The sequence below is a fragment of the Pseudomonas sp. NFACC41-3 genome (assembly GCF_900109505.1).
Taxonomy (GTDB): Bacteria; Pseudomonadota; Gammaproteobacteria; order Pseudomonadales; family Pseudomonadaceae; genus Aquipseudomonas; species Aquipseudomonas chlororaphis.
Genome location: NZ_FOAE01000002.1, coordinates 45,140 through 69,317 on the forward strand (window position 1 = coordinate 45,140; position 24,178 = coordinate 69,317).

Below are 24,178 nucleotides of genomic sequence, written 5' to 3' on the forward strand. Positions count from 1 at the left end.
AGCGCGTCATCCGCCCGCGTCGGCTTTCCTGGCCTCTTTGCCGAGGGTGCCGAACTCGATCGGCGTCTTGATGTAGAACAGCGCAATGTCCTCGTCCTCCAGGCGTTCGAACAGCCGGGCCGACTCCTCTTCGGAGAGTGCCAGGCGCACCTCGATGGGCTGGTCGGCCAGTTCGAAAAAGTGTGCGGAGTGCAGCCGGCCGGTGTGGCCGAAGCCTTCGATGGCGGTGCTCATCGTCGCGCCGCGCAGGCCCAGTTCGTTGGCCAGGTCGACGAGCCAGTCACCCAGCATTTTGCCGTGGTAGCGGCGGTTTTGCTGGGTGAAGAAAATCACCAGGAAACCGTTCATGAGCGTTCTCCAATGGCCTCCATTACTTTCAGCATAGCCCCGGGGGTATCGCGGGAGCGCTATGTCCATTGTCGTTCTGCCGGGCGGGATACGGGCCCGACGCAAGGTCAAGTCCAAGGGCCTGCGGCTCGCGACCCTGGACGCGATCTGCCAATACCTGGAGTGTCAGCCGGGCGACCTGTTGATCCATGAGCCCGAGGTGGAGTAGCGTCAGCGTCCCCTCTCATGTGACAAAAGGCGGTCTGTGTCATGGCGCTTGAACATTGGCTGTATGCCGGCCCGCTGCTGTCGCTGGCGTTGCTCTGGACCGTGGCCGTGGTCACGCCGGGGCCGAATTTCTTTACCACGGCGCAACTGGCCGCCAGCTGTTCGCGCCGGCATGGCATGACCGCGGCGCTGGGCGTCGCCACCGGCACGGTGCTGTGGGGGCTGGCCGGCGGCCTGGGGATCAAGTCGCTGTTCAGCGCGGCCCCGGCCTTGTACCTGGCCTTCAAGATCGCCGGCGGCTGCTATCTGATCTACCTCGGCCTCAAGCAGTTCAGGCGCAAGCCGGCGCCGACCGGGGCAGGCAATGGCTTGCCTGGCGAGTCGGGCCGTAGCCTGTTCTCGGCCTATCGCCTGGGCTTTCTCGGCAATATGACCAACCCCAAGTCGGCGCTGTTCGTCGCCACCATTTTCGCCACCTCGATGCCGGCGTCACCGCCGCCGTTGCTGCTGGCCCTGGCCGTGCTCACCATGGCTTCGCTGTCATTCACCTGGTACTGCTGCGTCGCGCTGTTCTTCGCCAGCAGCCGCATGGTTGCCGTCTATAGTCGTTCACGCAAATGGCTGGACCGTTTTGCCGGCAGTTGCTACCTGCTGTTCGGCGCCCATCTGGTGGCCAATCGCTGAAACCGCGGCCGGGTGTATTACATGGATTTCCAGGGTCAGGAGACAGGACATGAGCTTCACTTTTCGCCCCGTGCAGGATCGGGATATTCCACGGATCTGCGGTTTTGCCGGTAATCCTGAGGAGCTGTTTTTCTTTTTCCCGGCGGCCACCTGGCCGCTGACCCACGAGCAACTGCGCGACGCCATTGCCCAGCGCTCCGATTCGACAGTGATCGAGCGGGACGGCCAGGTGCTGGGTTTCGCCAACTTCTACCAATGGGGCACCCACGGCACCTGCACCATCGGCAATCTCATCGTCGATCCCGAGGCCCGCGGCGTCGGTGTCGCCGGGCAGTTGATCGGCGAGATGCTGCGCATCGCCCGGGACAAGCACCAGGCCGCGCAGGTGACCCTGTCCTGCTTCAATGACAACGTGGCGGGCCTGCTGCTGTATCCCAAGCTCGGTTTCGTGCCGTTCGCCATCGAAGAACGCCGGAACAAACAAAATGAGCGGGTGGCGCTGATTCACCTGCGACATCAGCCGGCTTGAGCGGTCCGATACAAGCGCTGAACCACTTTTTTAACGGGAACAAACCATGAGCAAGCTGCGGGTCGGGATTATTTTTGGTGGCCGTTCGGCCGAACACGAAGTGTCGCTGCAATCGGCGCGCAACATCGTCGATGCGCTGGATCGCGAACGCTTCGAGCCGGTGCTGATCGGCATCGACAAGAACGGCCACTGGCACCTCAACGACACCTCGAACTTCCTGATCAACCAGGAAAACCCGGCGCTGATCGCCCTCAACCGGTCCAACCGCGAACTGGCGGTGGTGCCGGGCAAGGCCAGCCAGCAACTGGTGGAAACCTCCAGCCAGGAACTGCTGGGCCACGTCGATGTGATTTTCCCCATCGTCCACGGCACCCTCGGCGAAGACGGTTGCCTGCAGGGTCTGCTGCGCATGGCCGACCTGCCGTTCGTGGGTTCCGATGTGCTGGGTTCGGCGGTGTGCATGGACAAGGACATCAGCAAGCGCCTGCTGCGCGATGCCGGCCTGGCGGTGACGCCTTTTATCACCCTGAACCGGGCTACCGCGGCGCGCACCGACTTTGCCCAGGCGCAAAGCAAGCTGGGCCTGCCGATGTTCGTCAAACCGGCGAACCAGGGTTCGTCCGTAGGCGTGAGCAAGGTCACCAGCGCAGCGGAGTACCACGCGGCCATCGAGCTGGCGCTGGGCTTCGATGAAAAGGTCTTGGTGGAGTCGGCGGTCAGTGGTCGCGAGATCGAATGCGCGGTGCTGGGCAACGATCAGCCGATTGCCAGCGGTTGTGGGGAAATCGTGGTCGGCAGCGGTTTTTATTCCTACGACAGCAAGTACATCGACGACCAGGCGGCCCAGGTGGTGGTGCCGGCGGACCTCAGCGAAGAGGTCAGCGAGCGCATTCGCACCCTGGCTGTCGAGGCGTTCCAGGTGCTGGGCTGTTCGGGGTTGGCGCGGGTCGATGTGTTCCTGACCCAGGGCGGCGAAGTGTTGATCAACGAGATCAATTCGCTGCCCGGCTTCACCCGCATCAGCATGTATCCGAAGCTGTGGCAGGCCGCGGGCATGACCTACAGCGAACTGGTCAGCCGCCTGATCGAGTTGGCGCTGGAACGCCATGCGGCGCGCCAGGCGTTGAAAATCAGCCGCTGAATTCCGGAGTGAACAATGAGCGTTGCCACTGAAGCGTCGCAGTACCTGTTTTCCTACGGCACCTTGCAGGACAAGGCCGTGCAACTGGCCAACTTCGGTCGCGAGCTGGAGGGCAGCGCGGACGCGCTGCCGGGGTATGAACAGGCCTGGGTGCAGATCACCAACCCCGAAGTGCTGGCCACCAGCGGCAAGACCCATCACCCGATCCTGCGCCCGGGCAGCGCGGCCAGCGCGCCGATCCCGGGGACGGTGTTTCGCATTACTGCCCAGGAGCTGGCTGCGGCGGACAGCTACGAGGTGGCGGACTACAAACGCGTGAGTGTGGTGCTGCTGTCCGGGATCGAGGCGTGGGTGTATGTGAGCGTTTGAGGCCCGGGGTCAGTTCACAGTCGTGGCCATGTAGTACAGCATCGTGCACCACAGCGTTGCCCCGAGAGCCATGAACACATAGTTGATCGGGGTAAACCGCGCGTTGCTTTCGCCCAGCGGGTCACCAGCGGCGGCGTTGAGGCCGCGCTGGCCCTTGAAGGTCACCAGTGCCTGGATCGGCAACAGCACCAGGCTGGCGATATCCAGCCACAGATTGTCGGGATGCCTTTTGGACATGCCATCAAGGCCGTGGCTGATCAGCAGTATCACTACGAACTGCGAAGCCAGGTCCCAGGGTAGCCAGTCATGGCGACGGCCGTTTTTCTTGATCAGGGTATTGGCTTCGCGGTACAGCGCGTGGGTGTAGAACAGCATGAGCATGGCCCGGGCAATGGGCCACATGGGTTGTCCGCTGGCCTGCTTGAACTGCTGCCAGTTCTTGTAGGCCCAGTACAGCAGGTAGAGGCCGAAGGTCAGCATGAACAGGGTCATGAACTTGGTCTTGGACACTACGTAGAAAGGGTGCTGCACGTCGCTGGCAGTGGCCAGCTGGGCTTGAGGCGGGGCATAGAGCTTGTCAGACACGATCATTCCTTTGTGGGTCTACAGGGCGCGCAAGATTAACCCGGTGCGGCGCCAAGGACCTATCGCGATAAATCTGAAGATGCGGTTTCAGGCGCGCCCGATCCAGGAATACTGAAAGGACTTCTCCTCGCCCCGGTGGCCGCGGCGGCGATAGCTGGCCAGGGTCGCGCTGGAACAGTAGGTGCAGTGCTCGCAGTGTTCGATCTGCTCCTCATCGATGCCTGCCGCGCGCAACAGGTTCAGGGCATAGAGGCTCAGGTCGAACCACAGCGAGTCCGGCCGGGTTGGCGCTGGCGGGGCAATCTCCGGGGGCAGTCGTGGCGCGGGGCGCTGCTGGCTCCAGGGTGTCTGCTCCGGCGACCACAGGTGGCCTTGGCTGGTCGACAGGGTGTTAATGAAATCCGGGCTGACTTCGTAGCAGCAAGGCTTGATCGACGGGCCGAACGCCACCCGCAACTGATGGGCGGCGATGCCCTTGGCGGCGAAGTGCTGCAGCACATTGTCGATGATGCCGCCGTGCAGGCCTTTCCAGCCGGCATGGACCGCGGCGACCCACGAGGCGTCCTCGCTGCTGATCAGCAGCGGCAGGCAGTCGGCGGTGATCACCGCAATGGGGCGACCGGTGCGGGTGAACACCGCGTCGCCGCGGATGATGCCGCTCGGCAGGGTGGTGCTGGCCTCCACCACCTCGCCGGTGTGGGCTTGGGAGCAGAAGAACAGGTTGGCGGGCTTTGTCGCCCCGATACGCGAAAACTCGTGACGGATGCCCGGTATCTGCTTCAACACTGGCGCCTGGAAACTCATCGGACCTTCGCTCTGTTGCCTTGGACTGCTACAGAGCATAGCGGGATCATGAGTCCTTTTGCTGACAGAGGCCTGTCAACTGGTCGGCAGCTCATCCGATCGCGGCATCAGTTTTTCAGCGGGATATAGAGTTCGACCATCTGCTCCGGCTTGTAGTAGCGATAACCGTTGTCCTGCCCGGTCAGCGACGGGGTGAACAGACCGATGCTGTCGTAGTGGCGCAAGGTCTTGGTGGTGAGGCCATGGCAGCGGGCCATTTGACCGATGGTGAGCATGCAAACGTCCTTTTTTGTGGTGAAGGTCGAGCGGCACTTTAGGGGTTTACCTAGGGGCAAACTCAAGGCTGTTCCAGGGTGTTTTTTAAGTGTCCGAGAATCTTTCAGAGAAGTCTGGAGGGTAAATAGGCGCGGGATGACAGCCAGGTTTTGTTCATAACCCTATAACGCGTAAGTGCTGAGCATTGGCGCTTTGTATTTCTATGTGGGTATGAACATGAAACGACTGGTTTGCCATCTAGATGTTGGGGGGTATTCCCTGACGCAAATAGAAAGCCCTTTTTTTGCGCTTTATGAGGTTAAGCGAGCACTGGCAGATCCAGAGGGGTTAACGGGACTGCGCGATCTGTTTGAGGCTTGTGGATTGTCAGTTGGGCAAAACTACACCGAGCAAGACCGGTGCAAGGTTCTGGAAAAAGTTGAATCGGGTGATTGGTTGATGGTGTCGGATGATCCCTTCAGCCCCCTGAGCGCTGATACGTTTGGTAAATACTCAAACCTCTCGGGCAGGACGTTCTCTTTGGGGAGTTACACCTTGCGCCAGCTTTCCGCCTCGGATTTGCCATTGGTTCAGGGTGAGGTGCTCACGCTGGAGAGGGTGGCGACAGATTCTCAGAAGGTAGACGGTCCGGGCAAATGGGTTCTCAAGAAAATTGATTACGATGGTGTCAGGAATTCATTAGTGGTCTTTGCCAACCGGCTGACTTCATTTGGCGAGGAGGGGCGGATGTTTTTGGGAGAGGGAAAGGATTTTATGAATACTTCCCGAACCTTGATTCAAGAGTGGGTACCTCTCACTGAGGAAGAGCGTCATTTTTCACATCAGTCTTCTGTTCATCGATATGGCGAGTTGCGTCATATCAGTCAGCGCTTCATTGAAGGGGCAGACAGCTGGCCTGTCTCTGGGAGTTCCTGGCACTGGCAGCCAGTGACCGCTGACGTTGTCTATGAGTACAAAAAGGAGTGGTAATGTTTTTTTTCAGGAAGCTGAGCCGGACCCGAATCTGGCAGTTTTGGGGCGGGCTCGATGTGCTCTATTTGTTGTGGTACGTCACGAGCAGTGTACGGCTGGGCAAGACTCCGTTCTGGAATGACCTGACTGTGGCGACTGAAGTGCTCAAGGATCATGGAACCGCTGCTGTGGTTATGGTGATGATCAATTGGGGTTTGCAGCTATCGATAGTCGTCAGCGCTTTCCTGTTTCTGTTTCAGCGCAAAGAAGCCAAGTGGCTGGGGCTTGCACAAATCCCTTTGCGTTTGGTGTTTGTCGTGCCGTCTTTTTCCGTGCTTCTGATCGGCGCGTATCTTTTCCCGAACTACAACCCGCTGATGCTGCTGGGGATGATTGTGCTGTCTGAAATCATCAAGGGCTGGAGTTTATGCGCGATCAGGAATAACCCCCGCTAAGGGCGAGGGTGCAAGGCCTGAGTCATTGGAGCCTGATCGAGGATAGAACCGCTCAGACCGACTTCACCGGCTTGATCAGGCTCTCGGCGGGGATGCCGAACAGTTGGTGCAGTTTCCAGATCATTGGTAGGGTCAGGGCGCGTTTGCCGTTGAGCACTTCGTAGACCCGGTTGGTTCGGCCGATGGCGGGAGCCAGGTCGGCGGCCGACAGGCCCGATTGCTCCATGCGGAATTTGATGGCATCGATCGGGTTGGGCAGGTCGACCGGGAAGTGCTTGGCTTCATAGGCTTCGATCAGGGTGACCATCACGTCGAAGTAGTCGCCTTCTGCGGTGCCGGGTTCCGGCTCGTTATCGAACAGCACCGACACTTGTTTGAGCGCCGCGCGGTAATCCTGGTCGGTGTGGATGGGGCGAATCTGCATGCTCGTTACTCCATTTCAACGCGGTCGGCGTCGATGGCATCGTACTGCTGGTGAGTGCCAACGAACTTGATGTAGAGGGCGCCAAAGCGGTAAGCCACGGCGACTACCAAGCGGTAGTCATTGCCTTTGATGTTGAACACCACGCGACGGCTTTTAAGAATGCTGGCGCTGCAAAACTGCTCCTTGATCTGTGCCGGGTTGGACCAGTTGGCGTTGCGCGCTTCATCGATCCAGGCCAGAAGCGGTTGTTCGACATCCGGGTGCTGTTCCCAGAACGTCTTCAAATGACTGACGGCGATAATCCTCATATCTCGATCCTAGTCCCGCCATGGGACTTAAGCAATGAGGTGAGAGAGGAAGGCGATGGACGGATAGTCATCGAGGCTACCCGTCCCAGAGGTGTTGCTTAGTGTCGATCAGCGCCTGCTGTCATCGCGGTGTGCACATCATCCATCACCGCTTTACCCATCTCACCCAGGTAATGTGCCGCCCAAGCATAGCGGTCCGCCTGTGGTTCCATGGCCGCGTCCAGGGTCAACTGTTTTGCCAGATGTAGCAGCAACGAAGCGTGTTCCAGGGCGTCGGCCAGGGGCACGTCGGCGTTGACCCGCAGCAGCGGGCGTTGGCCTTCGCCACAATTGGCAAAGGTTATTTCGCCGAGGGTGTGCAGGGAGGAAGGGGACGGATTGAGGGTGTGTTTCATGGTGAACCTCCTTGATTCGAAGAATCATCACCGTCTGCCGCCAAACAGATCAGGGTGACGGGTTACGCAGGATTGGCGGACCGGGAATCAAGGCAACCGGCGAACCCGAAGGTTCTCCCACGCAACCCGTCATAACGCAGGTATGCGGGCGCAAAAAAAAGCGCCTGCAAGGGTGGGGGCGCTTTTGCGCCTCGATTCTATCAGGCCGCCAAGCCTGTTCGCTGGTTTTGCAGCGATGGTCGAACCATAGGTTGGAAGAGATGGAGTCGCAACGCTGTTACTGCGACATTCTGTGACTATGGGATATGCGCATTTCTTGAAGCCATAAAGGATTCTGTAGCCGCTGCCGAAGGCTGCGATCGACCGGAACGGTCGCGGCGATCTTTCTGGCGCCGAAGGCCCTTCGGTCCTTATCGCAGCCTTCGGCAGCGGCTACCCAAAAGGCCTAACGCACCAGTCGAAGGCCCACTGGTTCCTGTAGCCGCTGCCGAAGGCTGCGATAAGGACCGAAGGGCCTCCAGCGGTCTCAAGATTCCTGCGCCCCCTGCGGGGTCGTTCGCAGCCTCGCGGGCTCGGCAGCGGCTACAGGCCGGTGTTCAGTGCCTTGGCCATTTCCGCGGTGGCCGCCCAGCCCAATCCGGCATACACCGGCTTGCCCACCTCGGTCGCATGCAGCACGGCAAAGCTCAGCCCGCGCTGGATGAATTCGGCTTCCGCCAGCTTCCACCCCCCATGCCTGTACTTGCGCGGCGTGAAAAATAAAAAGGGCCCACCTCGCGGCAAGCCCCTTGGGTTCTCCTGCGTTGGCCTCAATCCCCCAGCGCTGCCCCTTCACGGCGTGGATCGGCGCCGCCGGCCCACGAGGTTTTACCCTGGGCATCGCGCACCCGCACGATCGCCTGGGTGCCGCTGGTCATGTCGATGTCGCTCAGCTCATGCCCCTTGGCTTTCAGCGCTGCTTTCAACCCTGGGGTGAACTGGCCTTGTTCCAGTTCGGTCGGGCCGTTGCGGCTGCCGAAGTTGGGCAGGCTGATGGCGGCTTGCGGGTCGAGGTTCCAGTCGAGCATGCCGATCACTGACTTGGCCACGTACTCGATGATCTGCGAGCCGCCCGGCGAGCCGACGGTGGCCAGCAGTTCACCGCTGTCGCGGTCGAAGACCAGGGTCGGCGCCATGGACGAGCGTGGGCGTTTGCCCGGCTGCACGCGGTTGGCCACCGGCTGGCCATTCTCTTCGGGGATGAAGGAGAAGTCGGTCATCTGGTTGTTGAGCATGAAGCCCTGGACCATCAGGTGCGAGCCAAAGGCCGCTTCCACGGTGGTGGTCATGGACACCGCGCCGCCCTGGTCATCCATCGCCACCACTTGCGAGGTGGAGATGCGCATCGGCGAACGGTCCGGGGCGTAGGCCACCTGGATGCCCTGGGGCTTGCCGGGCTCGGCCTTGGCCATGCTGCGCTCGCCGATCAAGGCGGCGCGCTGGGCCAGGTATCGCGGGGCGACCAGGCCGGCGATCGGCACCGGGGCGAAGTCCGAGTCCGCCACGTACAACGCGCGGTCGGCGTAGGCCAGGCGTTCGGCTTCGGCGATCAGATGCACGGCTTCAGGCGCCGGTTCGAGGCCGGCCGGCAGATGGGTCTTGGTCGGTTTCAACGGTGGCAGCGCATAACGCGGATCGCGGGCTTCCAGCGCCTGCAGGGTGCCGAGGATCTGCGCCAGGGCGATACCGCCCGACGAAGGCGGCGGCATGCCGCAGACCTGCCAGCGCTTGTAGTCGGTGCACAGCGGTTCGCGCTCCTTGGCGCGGTAGCCTTGCAGGTCGTTGAGCGACAGGCTGCCCGGGTTGGCGTGGCCCTGCACCTTGGCGACGATTTCCCGGGCGACCGGCCCTTGGTACAGAGCGTTCGGGCCTTCCTTGGCGATGCGTTCGAGCACCGCGGCCAGCTGCGGGTTTTTCAGCAGGGTGCCGACGGCTTTCGGCGTGCCATCGGCCTGCAGGAAGTAGGCGGCCATATCCGGCGATTTCGCCAGGTACGGATCGGCGACGATCATGCTGTGCAGGCGCGGGGAGATCGGGAAGCCCTGGTCCGCCAGGCGAATCGCCGGCTCGAACAGCTGCGCCCACGGCAGGCGGCCGTGTTTTTCATGGGCCAGTTCCAGGGCGCGCAGGACGCCTGGCGTACCCACCGAGCGGCCGCCGATCTGTGCCTGGGGGAACGGCATGGGCTTGCCGTCGGCTTGCAGGAACAGCTTCTCGGTGGCCCCGGCCGGCGCGGTTTCGCGACCGTCGTACGTGCGCACCGCCTTGCCGTCCCAGAGCACGATCAAGGCGCCGCCGCCGATCCCCGACGACTGCGGCTCCACCAGGGTCAGCACCGCTTGCATGGCAATCGCCGCATCGATGGCCGAACCACCCTTGCGCAACATTTCGCGCCCGGCTTCGGCCGCCAACGGGTTGGCCGCGGCCGCCATATGCCGGTCGGCGTGCTGCACTTGCAGGTCGGTGCGATAACCCGAAGCGATTTCCGGGGCGGGGGGCAGGGCGGTGTGGGAAGGGGCGGAAGCGTTGCAGGCGGCGAGGCTTAAGGCCACGGCTAGCAACGAGAAACTGGCAAGCCGGCGGTGACGCGGATTGAGGGTCGAGAACACGCGTTGAACTCCGTTCACTGGGTAAATGATGTGTCGTCCGTGGGGAGGAATGTACAACAGTGAGCGGGCCCATGCTGACCCTTTCGCTGGTCGCTACGGTGCCGATATGGCTGGCGCTTCTGGGCCGAGGGTCGATGCTGGACGCTGGCCTGGAGGTGGCGCTTGGGGGGCTGTGACGGGTCTTGGGCTTTGGTATTGAAAGCGCGGCGCACCTGTGTGCATGGGCGCTGGTGAGCGCCTTGTTTTCTCCGGTGGCTGGCGCCTGGGCCTGGAACCAGGCGACGCGTTTCACTGCATTCCCGGATGCCACCCGGACCAAGCGCCCTACTGACGTTCGGTACGGGTGGCAAGCCAACCGGCGACAGGCTGACCGCTACAACTGAACGAGCCTGCCAAGTGGCATGGCTCGAACAAAGGGGGGGTCGGTAAACCTGGCTTGTCTCGGACCGAGATCCCGTGCAAGCGTAGCCAGGCATCCAGCGCCAGCGCTGTAACGGGCTCCTGCTGTATTCATTTGGATGCTAATGGGGCGGTGTACTACCGTTGAAGGTTGGAAGCTTACGGGATGCCAGGGGCCGGAGGCGGACAACCCTTCATTCGTGCCGAGTTCAGTCGGCACGAATGAAGGGTTGCGCGGCGCCTACACGGCAATCAGGTCTATTTGGCGTTGAGCCCCACTAGGCGGCGTATCAGGTTTGTGCTTTCGCGGTAGTCGTAGTCCAGCACCAGGTTATCGCGCAGCAGGGGCTCGCTGAGTGCGTGCTGTTCTTCAAACACCAATGCACGTGTGGAGTGCTCACTGGCAGCCACGTCCCACACTAGGTTCATCAGCAGGTTCTTCTCTCTGGCGCCCACGCTTTGCGTGTCAAGAAACCAGGAGAACTTCTGGCCAAAGGTGGCGTCGGCGGCCAAGTCTTTCTCGTTGAACCTGAGGATCAAGCCCTGTCCGCACAGCTCTCTGAGCAAATGCAGCACCCGAGGCAATTTCTCCATGGCAAAAACCCTTCCGGCGGCCAGTGCGTTGGGGCCAGGCAGCAATATGTCGCCGTCGGACATCTCGGCCGTTTCGATGGAGGCGATGCACATGCCTTTGAGTATTTCCGCAAGCTGCACTATTTCGCTGACCCGCTGGCGAACCACCGCAATCCCCTCAAGGCCCAGGACTTCCATGATCACCTTGGCCAGTCCGGCATACAGGTCAGCCTTGGTTTCCAGGCGCACGAGCGTGTACCAATGGCTGTATGAGGTCCACAGGCTGAAGAAGCCGGCGCTGGCCAGTTCCGGCACGTTCGCCGCCATGATTCGCCAGCGTGGAATGAACACGTTATCGAATACCACCATCGCCTCGGCTTCTTCACCTTTGGATATGAGCGGGTGGTCATAGGCGCTGGCGTGAGGCTGGGAGACAATCTCTCGGCAAAAAATCTTCACCCCCGGCGCATCGACAGGGACGTAAGCCCAGAATGACTCCTCGGGCGCTGCGGGGAACAAGCTGCCAACAAATATTTCATTGGACTGCGGTGCTGCCGTGCCCACGCCTTTGACGCCGCTGATCCAGATGCCCTCGGCGTTCTGCTTGTTGATCCTCATCACGGCACGATCGGGCGGCGGCAGGTTGAGGTCGGTGCCGTGGGTACGTGCCCGATAGCCCTGTGGATCAACAATGGTCTCAGACAAATACAGGCTGTTGCGCTCGGCGTAGTCATGGTATTCGGTAATGTTTTCTGCGTACTCAGGGCATTTTTTCCTGAATGTCGGCAGATATCCCATCATGCCGACGGTGAAGCTGGCGATCATGTCCAGGTTACGGCAGTGGGTGCCCCAGGTTTTTTGCGAGACGTACATGATTGCGCGGCGTCGCGACGCCAAGTCTTCTTTGTTTCTAGGGGGCATATAGGCAGAAGAGGCCAGGTAACCGTCGGGGCGTACGTAAGTCAGAATGTCGTCGTGTTCACCGCTGAATTGTTCTTCGTAGATTTCTGCAACTTGCGATATGCCTCCAGCCGTAGAGAAGTGTGTAGTCACATCCTCAACAACTTGGCCTTGATAAATAACAGTGCGGTTATCACGCAGTGAAGCTTTGAAGGATTCTGCACTTTTCAGATATTTACGCTTGTTTTGAAAATCTAGCATGGTAGCAGCCTCAGTAATGTCTGACTTTGTTTATGTAGGTTCTGGCCCGATGTCTATCGCTGGGTCAAGGACAACGTTCTAGAGCAACTATAAAATTCAGATAGGAGTTAATGTCGTTACACACTTTGGTGATCCGGACTCTCTGTTTGGTATTTCGAATACGCGTTCTTTCGCATCTGGACTTTTCTCATGTTGACCGGGTGTCATAAGTGTTGAAGTTTACGCAATGAGTTCGAAGCTGGAGCAGCCAGGCACTTCAAAGCATGTTTATCGCGGGACCCTATGGCTGTAACCGGCGATGTTTCCAGCCTTCAGCGCTGCGGTCATAGCGCAAGCGTTCATGCAGGCGCTCCTCGCCGTTACCCCAGAACTCCAGCGATTCAAGCCGTAACTCAAACACGCAATAACCCTCGGGACGCGGCAGCGGACCTTGAACCTCGGCCAGTTCCCTGGCGGCGTTGCGCATGGCTTGAACATCCTTGAGTTCTTCACTCTGGCGAGACACCGATGACATCGGATGCGTGGCATAAGGGCGCTTCAACCAGGCCTCGTCAGCCTTGGCATCCGGCATGCGCACGGCCTGGCCATTGAGGATGATCTGCTGGCTGGTTTCGCGCCAATACAGCGTCCCCGAGGCCCAGGGGTTCTCTGTCAGTTCGCGGCCTTTCTGGCTTCCGGCATGGGTGCTGAACAGCACCCCGGTGTCGCTGATCTCACTGATCACCACGATGCGTGTCGAAGGCCGGCCCTGGCTGTCAGCCGTGGCCAGCGCCAGCGCACGGGGTTCGCGGATGCCCACGCGGCGTGCGCGTTCGAGCCAGTTGTGCAGCACGCTCATGGGATCGGCAGGCGGCTTCTGGTATTCGGGGAACGGCGCATCCAGTGTGCCGGTCAGCGATTCCGACATGCCTTTACCCAACAGCGGCTTGCCTAATACTGAACTGTTCATAGAACGATGGTCCCCCGTCCGAAGGTGATGCCATTGCCTGATACTTCGACCCGCGTCAGTTGATCGGCGCAGCCCTCGGCCCGGGCGAACATGAGTGAGGGGCGGCCGATTTCCACGCCCTGAAGAATTTCGATCTGCTGGCCGAACTCGATCTGGCCATGCCGCGCCAGATGGATCGCCAAGGGCCCGGCAGCGGAGCCCGTGGCCGCATCCTCGACCACCCCATAGGCCGGCGAGAACATCCGGCTGCGCCAGCGCCGTCCCGCACCGGCAAAACAGTTGATGGCCATGTCGTGGAAGCTGCACAGGGCACGGTGGTCGGGGTGCAGGGCCGACAGCGCGGCGATGCTTGGCAGGCCGACAAACACATGACGCGGGCCGTTGTGATAGATCTCGATGGGAAAGGTCGAGTCGCTGATGCCCAGGGCCTTGAGCAACTCGGCGTCGCGCCCCAGGGCCGTCCAGGTCGGTATCGGCTGGTCCATGCTGGCGGCGATGACGCTGCCATTCTGGCGCTCCAGCTCAAAGGCGATGGTGCCCATCTGGGTTTCCAGGAACAGCCGGTGATTGTCGGTGCGCGCACCCAGGGCAATGGCCGTGCCCAGCAACGGGTGCCCGGCGAAGGGCAGTTCGTTGACCGGGGTGAAGATCCGGATCAGCGCATCACCACAGTTACGTGGCTTGAGCACGAAAGTGGTTTCCGACAGGTTCATCTCCCGGGCAATGCGTTGCATTTGCTCGGCCGACAAGTCATCGGCGTCAAAGAACACCGCGACCGGATTGCCTTCCAGCGGGACGCTGGCAAAGGCGTCGATGATGACGTAATGGTGCATGGTTATCTCCCGGCGGCCGAAGCGTTGTTCTCGACAGGTGTGTGGATCAGGGCGTGCCGCAGCAGGTCGGCGATGATGCGCGGACCTTCCTGGGTCAGCAGCGACTCGGCATGAAACTGCATGGAGGCGAATGAGGGGCCACGCAGGGCATGCACCTCGCCGGTCTCGCTGTCGCGGCTGATTTCGACGGTGCCGATGCCGTCGATGTCCAGGCGGTCACTCGAGCTCTGGGCGGCGAAGGTGTTGTAGAAACCCACCCGTTCGGCGTTGCCAAACAGGTCGATCTGTTTTTGCACGCCCTGGTTGGGAATGGCTTTGCGCTGCAGTTCCAGGCCCAGGCACAGGCTCAGCACCTGATGGCTCAGGCACACCGCGAGGAATGGCCGCTGCTGGCTGAGCAAGGAGCGGATGGCCACGTGCAGGTGGTTGATTTTCGGCTGTTGGACTTCGCTCGGGTTGCCGGGGCCGGGGCCCATGATGACCAGGTCGTAGCCGTCAAAGCTGTATTCGTCGCTGAAGCTGCACACCGTCACTACCAGGCCCAGGGCCCGCAGTTGCTTGGCGATCATCGAGGTGAAGGTGTCTTCGGCGTCGACGATCAGCACCTGGCGCCCACTGAAGTCGGCCTGGATCTGCTCCCGCTGCTGGCTGTCCATCAGCCAGAAATCCGAGACGTAGGCATTGCGGCTGGCCAATGCGGCGCGCACTTGCAGGTGATTGCCGAAGCGCGAGGGCGCCTGGTTTTTCAGTGCGCTGATCAGGCCAGTGGCCTTGGCCCGGCTTTCGGCAGCCTCGGTCATCGGGTCGGAATGGCGCACGATGGTCGAGCCCACGCTGATCCGCACCTCGCCGCTGTTATCGATGTCGGCGGTGCGAATCAGGATCGCCGAGTCCAGGGAACGCCCGCCCTTGCCATCGCTGCCGATCAGCGCGGCCATGCCGCTGTAGTACGCGCGGCCTTGCGGCTCATAGCGCTGGATGACCCGGCAGGCGCTTTCCAATGGGCTGCCGGTGACGGTCGGGGCAAACAGGGTTTCGCGCAGGATTTCCCGCACATCGCGATGGGTCTTGCCTTCGATGAAGTACTCGGTGTGGGCCAGGTGCGCCATTTCCTTGAGGTAAGGGCCGAGGACGTGGCCGCCGTCCTCACAAATGCGCGCCATCATTTTCAGCTCTTCATCCACCACCATGTAGAGCTCGTCGGCTTCCTTGCGATCCGCCAGGAAGTCCATGACTTCCGTCAGGTTAGGGCCGGCGGGCGGATAGCGGTAAGTGCCGCTGATGGGGTTCATCACCGCGAGCCCATCCTTGATGCTGATGTGGCGCTCGGGGGACGCACCCACGAAGGTACGGCTGCCGGTGTGGATGATGAACGTCCAGTAGGCGCCTTTCTCCCGTTCCAGCAGATGGCGAAAGAACGACAGCGCACTGGCCGGGCCGTACTCGCTGATCTCGGCCAGGAAGGTGCGCTTGATGACGAAGTTGGCGCCTTCCCCGGAGCCGATTTCATTGGCGATCACCTGGCTGACGATCTCGGCGTAGCTCGCGTCGCTGAGGTCGAAGCGTTCGCTGTTCAACTGGATCGGCACGTTGGGCAGCATTCCCAGCAAGCGCTCGATGCTGATGGATTGCTGCTCGGTGATGTTCATCGCCAGCAGCGGCGACTCATCGTCCACCGCCTCGAAACCGCGTTCGGCGATCTGGCGGTAGGGGATCAGCGCCAGTACATCCAGGCGAGGCGCGCCGATCGAGGTGGCAGGCAAGTCGATATCGGCCAGGACCTGCGGTTCCGACATTTCGCCGATCAGCACGTCCAGCAGGCCGGGGCCACTGGATTCCGGGCGGTACAACAGGGCAAACGGCTCGGGAGCCGGTTGCAGGATGCGTTCCATGAGGTGGGCTGCGGTCTGGCTCATAGCACCACCTCGTCGGTGGTGATGACCATGGCGCAACGGCTGGCGGCGTATTCGATGGCCATCCAGTGGTGCTCCTTGCTGAAGTCGGCGATCGCGTCGGCAACGAGGAACGGCTGGATATCGTTGGAGTAGGCATCCACGGTGGAAATCAGTACCCCGACATGGGCGTACACCCCGCACAGGATCAACTGATCGCGCCCGTTGGCGCGCATGCGTTCCAGCAGGTCGGAGTTGAAGAACGCGCTGTAGCGCCACTTGGTCAGCAGCCAGTCGCCGGGCTTGGGCGTCAGGGCGCCGACCACCTCGCGGTCGGCGGGGCTGGCCTTCATGCCCGGGCCCCAGAAGTCCTTGAGCAGCCCGCGTTGCTCCTCGCTCATGCTGCCGGGCTGGGCGGTGTAGGCCACCGGAACGCCGTTGTCGGCAGCCCACTGGCGAATGCGCGCGGCATTGCTCACGACTTCGTCACGCAGGGCGTCGGGCAAGGGCCGCAGGAAGTAGCGTTGCATGTCATGCACCAGCAGCACGGCACGCTCGGGGTCGATGCTCCATTGCGCGAGGTTGACGGGCAGGTCGCGGTTGGTAGGCAAGGCGTAAGGGACGATCGATGGAATGCCGGTCATGACGACAAACTCCAGTCAAAAGGAGGCAAGGGTTGAAGAGGGCTGGTTTTTCCAGGCCATCACTGCAGTAATGGCTTGCCAGGGGTTCAGGCGCGGGTCGCACAGGCTTTTGTAGCGGCTGGCGACCTGATGCAGGCCGGCGGCATCGGAAGCGCACTCGCTGACGTCGTCAGGGGTGGTTTCCAGGTGCAGGCCGGCGGCCACGCCACCGGCGGAGGTCACGGCATGCTTGAAGGCGGCGATTTCCTCGGTGATGGCCTGCACCATGCGGGTCTTGTTGCCGCAGGGCGCGACGATGGTGTTGCCGTGCATCGGGTCGCTCAGCCAGATGATCTTGTGGCCGGCCTGGCGCACCGCTTCGACCAGCGGCGGCAGGCGCTCGGCGACCTTCTGGGCACCCATGCGGGCAATCAGGGTCAGCCGGCCGGGTTCGCGCTTGGCGTCCAGGCGTTCACACAGGCTCAGCAGCTGGTCCTGGGTAATGTCCGGGCCGACCTTGCACGCCACCGGATTGAGCACTTCGCTGAGCAGCGTCACGTGAGCGCCCGTTAACTGACGGGTACGCTCGCCGATCCACGGCCAGTGGGTAGAGCCGAGAAATACCCGGCCCTGTTCGTCCTGGCGCAGTTGTGGCAGTTCGTAGTCGAGTACCAGCATTTCATGGCTGGTCCAGGCCGGTGAACCGCTGAGTTGTTCCTGGCTTGCCGACGCTTTCCAGCCCAGGTGTTGCATGATGTCCCGCGCGGCGCTATAGCCTCGAACCAGGCGTTGCGCATCGTGCTGGCGATGACCGCAGACGGCCTCGCGACCGTTGACCATGTCGCCGCGATACACCGGTAATTCGACATCGCCGATGCGTTCGTTGTTGTTGGAACGCGGCTTGGCAAACTGCCCGGCAATCCGTCCCACCCGTACCACCGGTTGTTGGGTCACCAGCCGGAACGTACCGGCCAGGATGTCCAGCACCGCGGCTTTGCGGGTCACATGGTCGGGAGTGCTTTCATCCATGTCCTCGGCGCAGTCACCGGACTGGATGACCATTGCTTCGCCGGCCGCTACACGCGCCAGCGTGGCGCGCAGCACCAGGATGTCTTCCACTCGTATCAATGAGGCGCTGTCCCTGAGGTAGGCCTGCGCGTCATGCAATTGTGAGGGCTCGCTCCATTGAGGCTGCTGGAACGCTTCACAACTTAAAACCCGTTTCAGTAAGTCTTCCATGATGCGATCACTCTCACGAGGGATTAAGTTGGAATGCCTTCGCGCTTGATTTGCGGTACTGGAATACCCAGGGCGCGCAGTTGCTGAAAGACGTTCATGAATTCGCGATTGCGTTTTACTTTGCCGTCTTCCAGTTCGAAGGAGTGCAGGAAGTGGTTCTCGTAATAGCCTTCCGGATAGCCGGGAAAGAGGATCTTGCCGTGGCCATCACACTCGACCCAGATATGGTTAGGGTCATCGGTTTCAAATACTTTGACGTTGTACCACTCCCAGTCCGGGAAGCACTTGAGTGACCAAACAGCATGTTCGGCCAACTTGGCTTTGCCACTGATTACAATCGGCGCGCCGGTATCGGTGGTCCATAAGCCGCCTGTACCATCTTCGGTAAATAGTTCATGGCGGCGCAGGCGGTCCTGGCCTTTGGTGCGCATATATTGCTCGACCGTGGCGCGGTTCTTGCGGCGAAGTTCAGTGGTGTCGTTAGCGGTTAGTTGTTGCGCTGCACTATTAGACATGCTCAATCTCCAATGAATCAGGGGGTTATGAGGCGGGGATACCTTCACGCTTGATTCTTGGAACGGGGATGCCCAAGGCGCGAAGTTGTTCGAAGGGGTTCATGAACTCACGGCTCTGCGTGATCTTGCCGTCATCCAGTTCGAAAGAATGGATGTAATGATTTTCGCAATAACCTTCGGGATAACCGGGAACCAGAGTCTTGCCGCGACCGTCGCTTTCCACCCAGAAGTGGTTGGGGTTATCGGTTTCAAACACCCGGACGTTGTGCCATTGCCAGTCCGGAAAGCACTTCTCCAGCCATACGCCGAGGGCCGCCAGCTTCGTGTGGCCTTTAAACACAAGGGGTTTACCGGTTTCGGTGTTCCAGGAACCGCCACTGCCATCCTGAGTGAACAGTTCATGTCGACGCAGGCGATCTTTGCCGTTAGTGCGCATGTACTGTTCGACCGTGGCGCGATTTTTCTGGCGAAGTTCAAGGTGATCATTAAAGCCGCTAGGGGAAAGCGAAGCAGGCATGGGCAGCATCCTCCTTAGTTGGGGGTGATAGTGTTGAAAGTAAATATTTAGTTAACTGACGTGGGTAAATATTTACAGCGTTTAACTGTTGTTCCTGCGTGGCGGTGCTGAGTGGGTGTTGTTTATACACCTGCATTTCTTGGGGGTGGAACTACCAGATCTTGTAGTGATTAGGGGCATGAGTGGGCTGGCTGCAGCCCGCCGGATGAACTGTTGCATTATTGTGAAGAGGCGGGTTCATTCGTCGGCTGAGAGACGGTAATGGCTTACTAACATCGCCCGGATGCAATGTTCTAAGTAGTTAGTTGGATTAGGCACAATGAATCTAGTGCTAGCGCGAAGCCGTCTATGACGGTGTGATTTTGCTTGTTGACAGAGGTTCAGGTTGGTCTAGTCTAACGGCCTGTTTTCAACTTTGGTGGTGCTCAAAATGGAATTAGGGCAGCAGTTGGGATGGGATGCGTACTTTTATAGTATCTTTGCGCGAACCATGGATATGCAGGAGTTTACGGCTGTCGCGTTGAGGGCCTTGCGCGAACTACGGTTTGATTTTTTTGCCTACGGCATGTGCAGCGTGACTCCGTTCATGCGGCCCAGGACTTATATGTATGGCAATTATCCCGAGGACTGGGTGCAGCGATATCAGGCGGCTAACTACGCGGTGATCGATCCCACGGTGAAGCACAGCAAAGTCTCGTCGTCCCCTATTTTGTGGAGCAATGAGTTGTTCCGTGGGTGCCCGGATCTGTGGTCCGAAGCCAACGACTCGAATTTACGCCACGGCCTGGCACAACCCTCGTTCAACACCCAGGGGAGGGTTGGGGTGTTAAGCCTGGCGCGCAAGGATAATCCCATCAGTCTTCAGGAATTTGAGGCGTTGAAGGTGGTGACCAAGGCGTTTGCCGCAGCGGTCCACGAGAAGATTTCCGAGCTGGAGAGCGACGTGCGTGTGTTCAATACGGATGTGGAATTCAGCGGTAGGGAATGTGATGTGCTGCGCTGGACGGCCGACGGCAAGACCTCGGAGGAAATCGGCGTGATCATGGGGGTGTGCACCGATACGGTGAATTACCACCACCGCAACATCCAACGCAAAATCGGCGCCAGTAACCGCGTGCAGGCAGTCTCTTACGCCGTCGCGATGGGCTATATCTGAGGGTCATTCAAGAAGGACGACTCGGCCTGTATCAAGCGGTCTCTCTCAATAATGTGTCGGACATGAAGGCTGACGGTGCGACTGCGCTGCGGTGATGCTCGCGGTGGGCCGAGAGTTTGATGGCGAGGATTTTTTCATTCTGGTGCACCGTGACCGGGCCCAGTCGTTCGTAGTGGACGCCGTTGATTTTGTAATAGCGCTCCATGGTGCTGTTGACGATCCCGACGATGGCATCTGCGCCCGCCAGGCTGGCTGTCTTGAGGCTTCTCCAGAACAACGGCATCGCCAGTTGCGGTTCGCGGGTGGTGAAGCGAGTCATTTCCCAGATGGCTGGATGCTTGGGCGGGGCCCCGGCGCAGGTATGGCCGAACACGCCTTCAAGCAGGTTGGGGAACGTGGTGGGAATCAGGCGGGCGCAGCCAACGATGGCGCGGTCTTCATTGAACGCCAGGAGGTAGCGGGCGTGCTCGGTGTCGTATTGATCCCATTCACAACCTGCCTGGCTCGGATGGGCCGGCAGCCGCCATCCGAGTTTCTCGACGAACTGTTCGTGCCGAAAGCGGCCGAGCATGAGTTTCAGCTCGTCGCTCATTTGGTTCAGTGTGTGCTCTTCCATGTGCATTACTGAAGTTTTCCTTAGGGATAAAGGGAGTGCAGTTTTATAGAGGACTTGTACCGGCTTGGCACCTGCAAGATCTGGTAGGGGCATCGGTGGCATCGAGGTGAAGCCATTCGCTGGGGACTTTGCCGAAACGAACGGCGGCGACAGTGGCGTTGATCCGGCCGCCGGCATTGAAGGCGGCAGTCTGGCCCAGGTAGTCGTAGAGAATGATTCGTGCGCTCATGCGGTAAGGAAGTGGAGTTTTATCTCGGATTGCTTCGTTTGGCGAGGATAGGGGGATACGAAGAGGGACAGCCAGAAACAAGAAAGCCCGCACTAGGCGGGCTTCTTGAGGTGATTCATAGACTGCTGTAGCCATCTATGGAACGGTACTCAACCCTACGAAGACAATCCCAAACCGTGGATACCAGCCGGTCGGATGGTCAATGCCTAGGCAATTGTTTTAGCGAGATACGTCGCTGTCGATGGGCAAAGCGACTTGAACTGTTCTGATTGATTTATATGGTCTGGAGCTAAGGCGCGAGGACACTCTGAGTAGCCATGGGCCTTGAAGAAATTTGCGGCAGTGTTGGTAAGCAGATGCAGTTTTATCGCGCCAAAGGTTGCTGCCATGGCTTCCATTTGTTCAAGCACTGCAGCTCCCCAGCCTTGGCCACGTTTTTCAGATTCAATGACTAGCGAGCGAAGCAGCACATCCTGTCCTTGCCCTTCCAGTCCTCCGTAGCCAAGCGGCACACCCTCATAGTCGAAGCGAAAGAACTGTCGCGCAGGTAATACCAAGTCAGCGGTAGGCAAGCCCGCACGTTCGAGAGACAGGCGCAGAGCGTCTATTTGGTCAGCACCAATTGGTACCACTTGGATGTCTACCGCATTCTTCATGAAGAGCTCCCTTGAATTCGGCCTAAGCTGGATATCTGCCGATCTGGCCAGCTTCAGCAACCTGACATTGACCAGCTCAAGGTCAGAGGCCGCTGGATGACTCCGTAACGCAGATTCCTTTTACGGAGGTAACCAGGCTGAGGTGGTTACTTTTGGTGGTTACCGCGCAATTCAATCTGATGAATAGTGGTAGGTGGCTCACGCATGTGAGCCGCCTGTCGTTCCCTATCCCCTCGGTTCGATTATTTTTCGAGGATACACAGCGGGAAGGTATAGGGGGAGACAAGGAGATACAGCCAGAAACAAGAAAGCCCGCACTAGGCGGGCTTCTTGAGGTGATTCATAGACTGCTGTAGCCATCTATGGATCGGTACTTGGTGGTACACAGACATTTGAACCGGATAAGTAAGCTACTGTATTTACTGGTTATTTGTGATCTTTTGTTTTAGAGGGATACACGTGGGGATACACGGTGCAGTCTGCTGGGGTGTTTTTGGCCCGCTTCAGACCGCTGGTGAAGGTCGTAACGGATCGTTGTTTCGTAAGCGTATAGCCAACACATGTTCACATGACCGACGGTGTGTGGTTCAGCCCGTCGACTGCATCCAGTATTTGCCGTACCCGATCTGTAACGGACATGTCCCCCTCAAGCTTTAAGACAGCACAAGTAAGCACAGACAGCCATTCCTGATGCCTGGCCAAGCTCCGCCCAGGGACGCATCCCTCATCATACTGAGCTGCCCAAGCCAGAAACTCCGGACTTGCTTGACCGAAGCGTTTTACCTCTCGACGTTTTAGTCTCTCTAACCTGAGTTCAACAGGAAGATAAAGGAACACCACAAGATCAAATTCATCCTCAAGCGGTTGACCCCAGCCCATTACTGATCCGGCAACCACGGCACGGCCATGAGAGCGCATTTCTTGTAGCAAGCGCTCTCCTCGCTGCGTTTTGTCTGCCAGATGCTGATATGGAGGGTTACTCGGCAGCCACAAAAAATCATCTGCTTCCAGGTGAGTTGTGCTCAGTTCCTTTGCTAAAGCATCCGCTAAGGTCGTGGTGCCGGTACCTGCCGCGCCTGTGATCAAGATGTAACGTGCCGTCTCTTTTGTCATTTCGCTTTCAGCCACTCTAAAACGAGTTTGCCATCTCCGATAAATTAACAGTGCCCCACTGATGCGGCAGCAGTCGAGCGATCTCACTCGCCCGCTGCGTTGGCAGGCGAGTAAGAACGTCCTTCAGGTACGCATACGGATCATGCCCATTCATGCGCGCAGATTGGATCAAGCTCATGATTGCTGCCGCCCGTTTGCCACTGCGAAGCGACCCGGCAAACAACCAGTTTGAGCGCCCAAGTGCCCATGGCCGAATCTGATTCTCCACTTGGTTGTTGTCGATGGGCACGGCTCCGTCTTCCAGATAGCGCGTCAGCGCTACCCAGCGTTTAAGGCTGTAATCCAGGGCTTTGGCCGTTGATGATCCATTGGGCACAAGATCGCGCTGGGCCAGCATCCAGTTATGCAGCGTTTTGATGATCGGGGCTGCCTTTTCCTGGCGTATTCGCCAACGATCCTCATCACTCATGTCCCGAGCTTGGCGTTCGACTTCGTACAAGCCGCCAATCGAGTACAGCGCTTGTTCAGCCAGCTGGCTTTTGTTCGCCACGTGCAGATCGAAAAACTTGCGGCGGGCGTGGGCCATGCAGCCAATTTCGGTGATGCCTTTCTCGAAACCGGCTTTGTAGCCAGCGAGATCGTCGCATACCAGCTTGCCGTTCCACTGCCCAAGGAAGTTGCGCGCATGCTCGCCTGCACGGCTGGGACTGAAGTCATAAACCACAGCCTTGAGTGCCGAAAACGGCGTGGTGCTGTAGGCCCAGACGTAAGCGCGGTGAGTTTTCTTCTCGCCTGGCGCGAGCATCTGAACCGGAGTCTCATCGGCGTGGATCACGCCTTGAGCCAACACTTGTTCACGCAGCGCGTCGACCAGAGGCTGGAGTTGCACACCGGTCTGTCCGACCCATTGCGCCAGTGTCGAGCGAGCAATCGCCAGCCCGGCCCGACCAAAAATCTTCTCCTGCCGGTACAGCGGTAAATGGTCGGCGAACTTCGCCACCATTACATGGGCCAACAGGCCTGCGGTCGGGATGCCCTTGTCGATAACTTGGGCCGGTACAGGCGCCTGGATCAGTGTTTCGCACTGGCGGCACGTCCATTTTCCACGCACATGCTGCTCAACGGTGAACACGCCTGGGGTGTAATCCAGCTTCTCGCTGACGTCCTCACCGATGCGCTGAAGTTGACAGCCGCACGCGCACTGGGTGTCTTGCGGTTCGTGATGGATCACAGTGCGAGGAAACTGCGGCGGCAGTGGTGCACGCTTGGGCTTCTGACTTGGCTCGGCCGGTGCGGCCGGCGGATTGGCTGCCTTCAGCTCGGCTTCGATAGCTGCGATATCGGTATCGAGCAGATCGTCGAGCAGTCTGCCTTGGTCGGGGCTCAGTTGCTCGCTGCGCTTGGCGAACTTGTGCCGCTTGAGGATGGCGATCTCATGAGCGAGTTGCTCGTTGACCGTTTCAAGGCGGTGGATTTTCTGGCCCATCGAGTCGACCTGGGACAGCAACTGCAAGGCCTGTTCTGCCAAGGCACGTAGCTGTTCCGGTGTCATTTGATCGAGATTGGGCGAGGAAGTCATGCCG

28 protein-coding genes and 1 pseudogene are annotated in these 24,178 nt (G+C 59.7%); 8 read left to right on the forward strand and 21 right to left on the reverse strand.

What is annotated here, in order from left to right:
• Positions 1-6 precede the first annotated feature (6 nt).
• Entirely contained in the window at positions 7-348 is a 342-nt protein-coding gene (locus tag BMY68_RS09445) for a DUF190 domain-containing protein (protein ID WP_062824613.1), read from the reverse strand.
• A 61-nt stretch (positions 349-409) separates the two neighbouring features.
• On the opposite strand from BMY68_RS09445, the gene BMY68_RS09450 reads away from it, so the two are divergent.
• Genes BMY68_RS09450 through BMY68_RS09470 form a run of 5 tightly spaced genes read left to right on the forward strand, consistent with a single transcriptional unit; the run spans position 410 to position 3,278 of the window.
• Positions 410-556: a helix-turn-helix domain-containing protein gene (locus BMY68_RS09450; RefSeq protein WP_009045605.1), complete on the forward strand. Its 147-nt coding sequence runs from the start codon at positions 410-412 to the stop codon at positions 554-556.
• A gap of 41 nt (positions 557-597) precedes the next feature.
• Positions 598-1,239, forward strand: coding sequence for a LysE family translocator (locus BMY68_RS09455; protein ID WP_085532464.1), 642 nt, complete (start codon positions 598-600; stop codon positions 1,237-1,239).
• A 49-nt stretch (positions 1,240-1,288) separates the two neighbouring features.
• Positions 1,289-1,768, forward strand: a complete 480-nt coding sequence (locus tag BMY68_RS09460; protein ID WP_085532462.1) for a GNAT family N-acetyltransferase — start codon at positions 1,289-1,291, stop codon at positions 1,766-1,768.
• A gap of 46 nt (positions 1,769-1,814) precedes the next feature.
• The gene (ddlA, locus tag BMY68_RS09465; protein WP_062824616.1) at positions 1,815-2,909 is read left to right on the forward strand and encodes a D-alanine--D-alanine ligase; all 1,095 of its coding nucleotides are present in this window, start codon (positions 1,815-1,817) and stop codon (positions 2,907-2,909) included.
• Between the two features lie 15 nt (positions 2,910-2,924).
• Positions 2,925-3,278: a gamma-glutamylcyclotransferase family protein gene (locus tag BMY68_RS09470; protein ID WP_085532460.1), complete on the forward strand. Its 354-nt coding sequence runs from the start codon at positions 2,925-2,927 to the stop codon at positions 3,276-3,278.
• Between the two features lie 9 nt (positions 3,279-3,287).
• Here BMY68_RS09470 and BMY68_RS09475 read toward each other — a convergent pair whose 3' ends face one another.
• The 3 genes from BMY68_RS09475 to BMY68_RS09485 form a co-directional block, all read right to left on the reverse strand.
• Positions 3,288-3,863: a hypothetical protein gene (locus BMY68_RS09475; RefSeq protein WP_085532537.1), complete on the reverse strand. Its 576-nt coding sequence runs from the start codon at positions 3,861-3,863 to the stop codon at positions 3,288-3,290.
• Positions 3,864-3,950: 87 nt separating this feature from the next.
• On the reverse strand, positions 3,951-4,667 hold the full coding sequence (locus BMY68_RS09480) for a purine nucleoside phosphorylase YfiH/LACC1 family protein (RefSeq protein ID WP_085532458.1): 717 nt from the start codon (positions 4,665-4,667) through the stop codon (positions 3,951-3,953).
• Between the two features lie 107 nt (positions 4,668-4,774).
• Positions 4,775-4,942, reverse strand: a complete 168-nt coding sequence (locus BMY68_RS09485; RefSeq protein ID WP_239694089.1) for a MerR family DNA-binding transcriptional regulator — start codon at positions 4,940-4,942, stop codon at positions 4,775-4,777.
• Between the two features lie 217 nt (positions 4,943-5,159).
• Between BMY68_RS09485 and BMY68_RS09490 the strand changes: the two genes are divergently transcribed.
• A complete protein-coding gene (locus BMY68_RS09490) occupies positions 5,160-5,912 on the forward strand; it encodes a hypothetical protein (RefSeq protein ID WP_124298134.1) in 753 nt (250 codons plus the stop codon).
• The gene (locus BMY68_RS09495) at positions 5,912-6,349 is read left to right on the forward strand and encodes a hypothetical protein (RefSeq protein ID WP_085532456.1); all 438 of its coding nucleotides are present in this window, start codon (positions 5,912-5,914) and stop codon (positions 6,347-6,349) included. Before BMY68_RS09490 ends, BMY68_RS09495 begins: the two co-directional genes overlap by 1 nt.
• A gap of 52 nt (positions 6,350-6,401) precedes the next feature.
• On the opposite strand, the gene BMY68_RS09500 is transcribed toward BMY68_RS09495, so the two are convergent.
• From BMY68_RS09500 to BMY68_RS09560, 13 genes and pseudogenes are all read right to left on the reverse strand, one after another.
• On the reverse strand, positions 6,402-6,773 hold the full coding sequence (locus tag BMY68_RS09500; RefSeq protein WP_009045598.1) for a helix-turn-helix domain-containing protein: 372 nt from the start codon (positions 6,771-6,773) through the stop codon (positions 6,402-6,404).
• A gap of 5 nt (positions 6,774-6,778) precedes the next feature.
• Positions 6,779-7,081, reverse strand: coding sequence for a type II toxin-antitoxin system HigB family toxin (locus BMY68_RS09505; RefSeq protein WP_009045597.1), 303 nt, complete (start codon positions 7,079-7,081; stop codon positions 6,779-6,781).
• A 98-nt stretch (positions 7,082-7,179) separates the two neighbouring features.
• Positions 7,180-7,476 (reverse strand): DUF3077 domain-containing protein, encoded by a 297-nt coding sequence (locus BMY68_RS09510; RefSeq protein ID WP_007926256.1) that lies wholly within the window; start codon positions 7,474-7,476, stop codon positions 7,180-7,182.
• A 582-nt stretch (positions 7,477-8,058) separates the two neighbouring features.
• Positions 8,059-8,199 (reverse strand): annotated as a pseudogene (locus tag BMY68_RS09515) (GNAT family N-acetyltransferase); the annotation flags it as partial.
• Positions 8,200-8,285: 86 nt separating this feature from the next.
• Positions 8,286-10,124, reverse strand: a complete 1,839-nt coding sequence (ggt, locus tag BMY68_RS09520) for a gamma-glutamyltransferase (RefSeq protein WP_085532454.1) — start codon at positions 10,122-10,124, stop codon at positions 8,286-8,288.
• Between the two features lie 657 nt (positions 10,125-10,781).
• Entirely contained in the window at positions 10,782-12,257 is a 1,476-nt protein-coding gene (locus BMY68_RS09525; RefSeq protein WP_085532452.1) for a 4-hydroxyphenylacetate 3-hydroxylase N-terminal domain-containing protein, read from the reverse strand.
• A 280-nt stretch (positions 12,258-12,537) separates the two neighbouring features.
• A complete protein-coding gene (gene phzG, locus BMY68_RS09530; protein WP_009045592.1) occupies positions 12,538-13,206 on the reverse strand; it encodes a phenazine biosynthesis FMN-dependent oxidase PhzG in 669 nt (222 codons plus the stop codon).
• The gene (locus BMY68_RS09535) at positions 13,203-14,039 is read right to left on the reverse strand and encodes a PhzF family phenazine biosynthesis protein (protein ID WP_085532450.1); all 837 of its coding nucleotides are present in this window, start codon (positions 14,037-14,039) and stop codon (positions 13,203-13,205) included. The genes phzG and BMY68_RS09535 overlap by 4 nt, the downstream gene beginning before the upstream one ends.
• Before the next feature lie 2 nt (positions 14,040-14,041).
• Positions 14,042-15,955, reverse strand: a complete 1,914-nt coding sequence (locus BMY68_RS09540; protein WP_085532448.1) for an anthranilate synthase family protein — start codon at positions 15,953-15,955, stop codon at positions 14,042-14,044.
• On the reverse strand, positions 15,952-16,575 hold the full coding sequence (locus BMY68_RS09545; RefSeq protein WP_009045589.1) for an isochorismatase family protein: 624 nt from the start codon (positions 16,573-16,575) through the stop codon (positions 15,952-15,954). Before BMY68_RS09545 ends, BMY68_RS09540 begins: the two co-directional genes overlap by 4 nt.
• 15 nt (positions 16,576-16,590) lie before the next feature.
• Positions 16,591-17,793, reverse strand: coding sequence for a 3-deoxy-7-phosphoheptulonate synthase (locus BMY68_RS09550; RefSeq protein ID WP_085532447.1), 1,203 nt, complete (start codon positions 17,791-17,793; stop codon positions 16,591-16,593).
• Between the two features lie 23 nt (positions 17,794-17,816).
• Positions 17,817-18,308, reverse strand: coding sequence for a PhzA/PhzB family protein (locus BMY68_RS09555; protein ID WP_009045587.1), 492 nt, complete (start codon positions 18,306-18,308; stop codon positions 17,817-17,819).
• A 25-nt stretch (positions 18,309-18,333) separates the two neighbouring features.
• On the reverse strand, positions 18,334-18,825 hold the full coding sequence (locus tag BMY68_RS09560; protein ID WP_009045586.1) for a PhzA/PhzB family protein: 492 nt from the start codon (positions 18,823-18,825) through the stop codon (positions 18,334-18,336).
• 430 nt (positions 18,826-19,255) lie between these two features.
• Here BMY68_RS09560 and BMY68_RS09565 point away from each other — a divergent pair, with 430 nt between their 5' ends.
• Positions 19,256-19,981, forward strand: a complete 726-nt coding sequence (locus BMY68_RS09565; protein ID WP_009045585.1) for an autoinducer binding domain-containing protein — start codon at positions 19,256-19,258, stop codon at positions 19,979-19,981.
• A 31-nt stretch (positions 19,982-20,012) separates the two neighbouring features.
• Here the strand turns inward: BMY68_RS09565 and BMY68_RS09570 are convergent, their stop codons facing one another.
• The 4 genes from BMY68_RS09570 to BMY68_RS09585 form a co-directional block, all read right to left on the reverse strand.
• On the reverse strand, positions 20,013-20,603 hold the full coding sequence (locus BMY68_RS09570; RefSeq protein ID WP_009045584.1) for an acyl-homoserine-lactone synthase: 591 nt from the start codon (positions 20,601-20,603) through the stop codon (positions 20,013-20,015).
• Positions 20,604-21,032: 429 nt separating this feature from the next.
• Entirely contained in the window at positions 21,033-21,482 is a 450-nt protein-coding gene (gene arsN2, locus BMY68_RS09575) for an arsenic resistance N-acetyltransferase ArsN2 (protein WP_085532535.1), read from the reverse strand.
• Between the two features lie 564 nt (positions 21,483-22,046).
• Positions 22,047-22,595, reverse strand: a complete 549-nt coding sequence (locus BMY68_RS09580; protein ID WP_092160449.1) for an AAA family ATPase — start codon at positions 22,593-22,595, stop codon at positions 22,047-22,049.
• 16 nt (positions 22,596-22,611) lie between these two features.
• A complete protein-coding gene (locus BMY68_RS09585) occupies positions 22,612-24,174 on the reverse strand; it encodes an IS66 family transposase (protein ID WP_085532443.1) in 1,563 nt (520 codons plus the stop codon).
• Positions 24,175-24,178 lie beyond the last annotated feature (4 nt).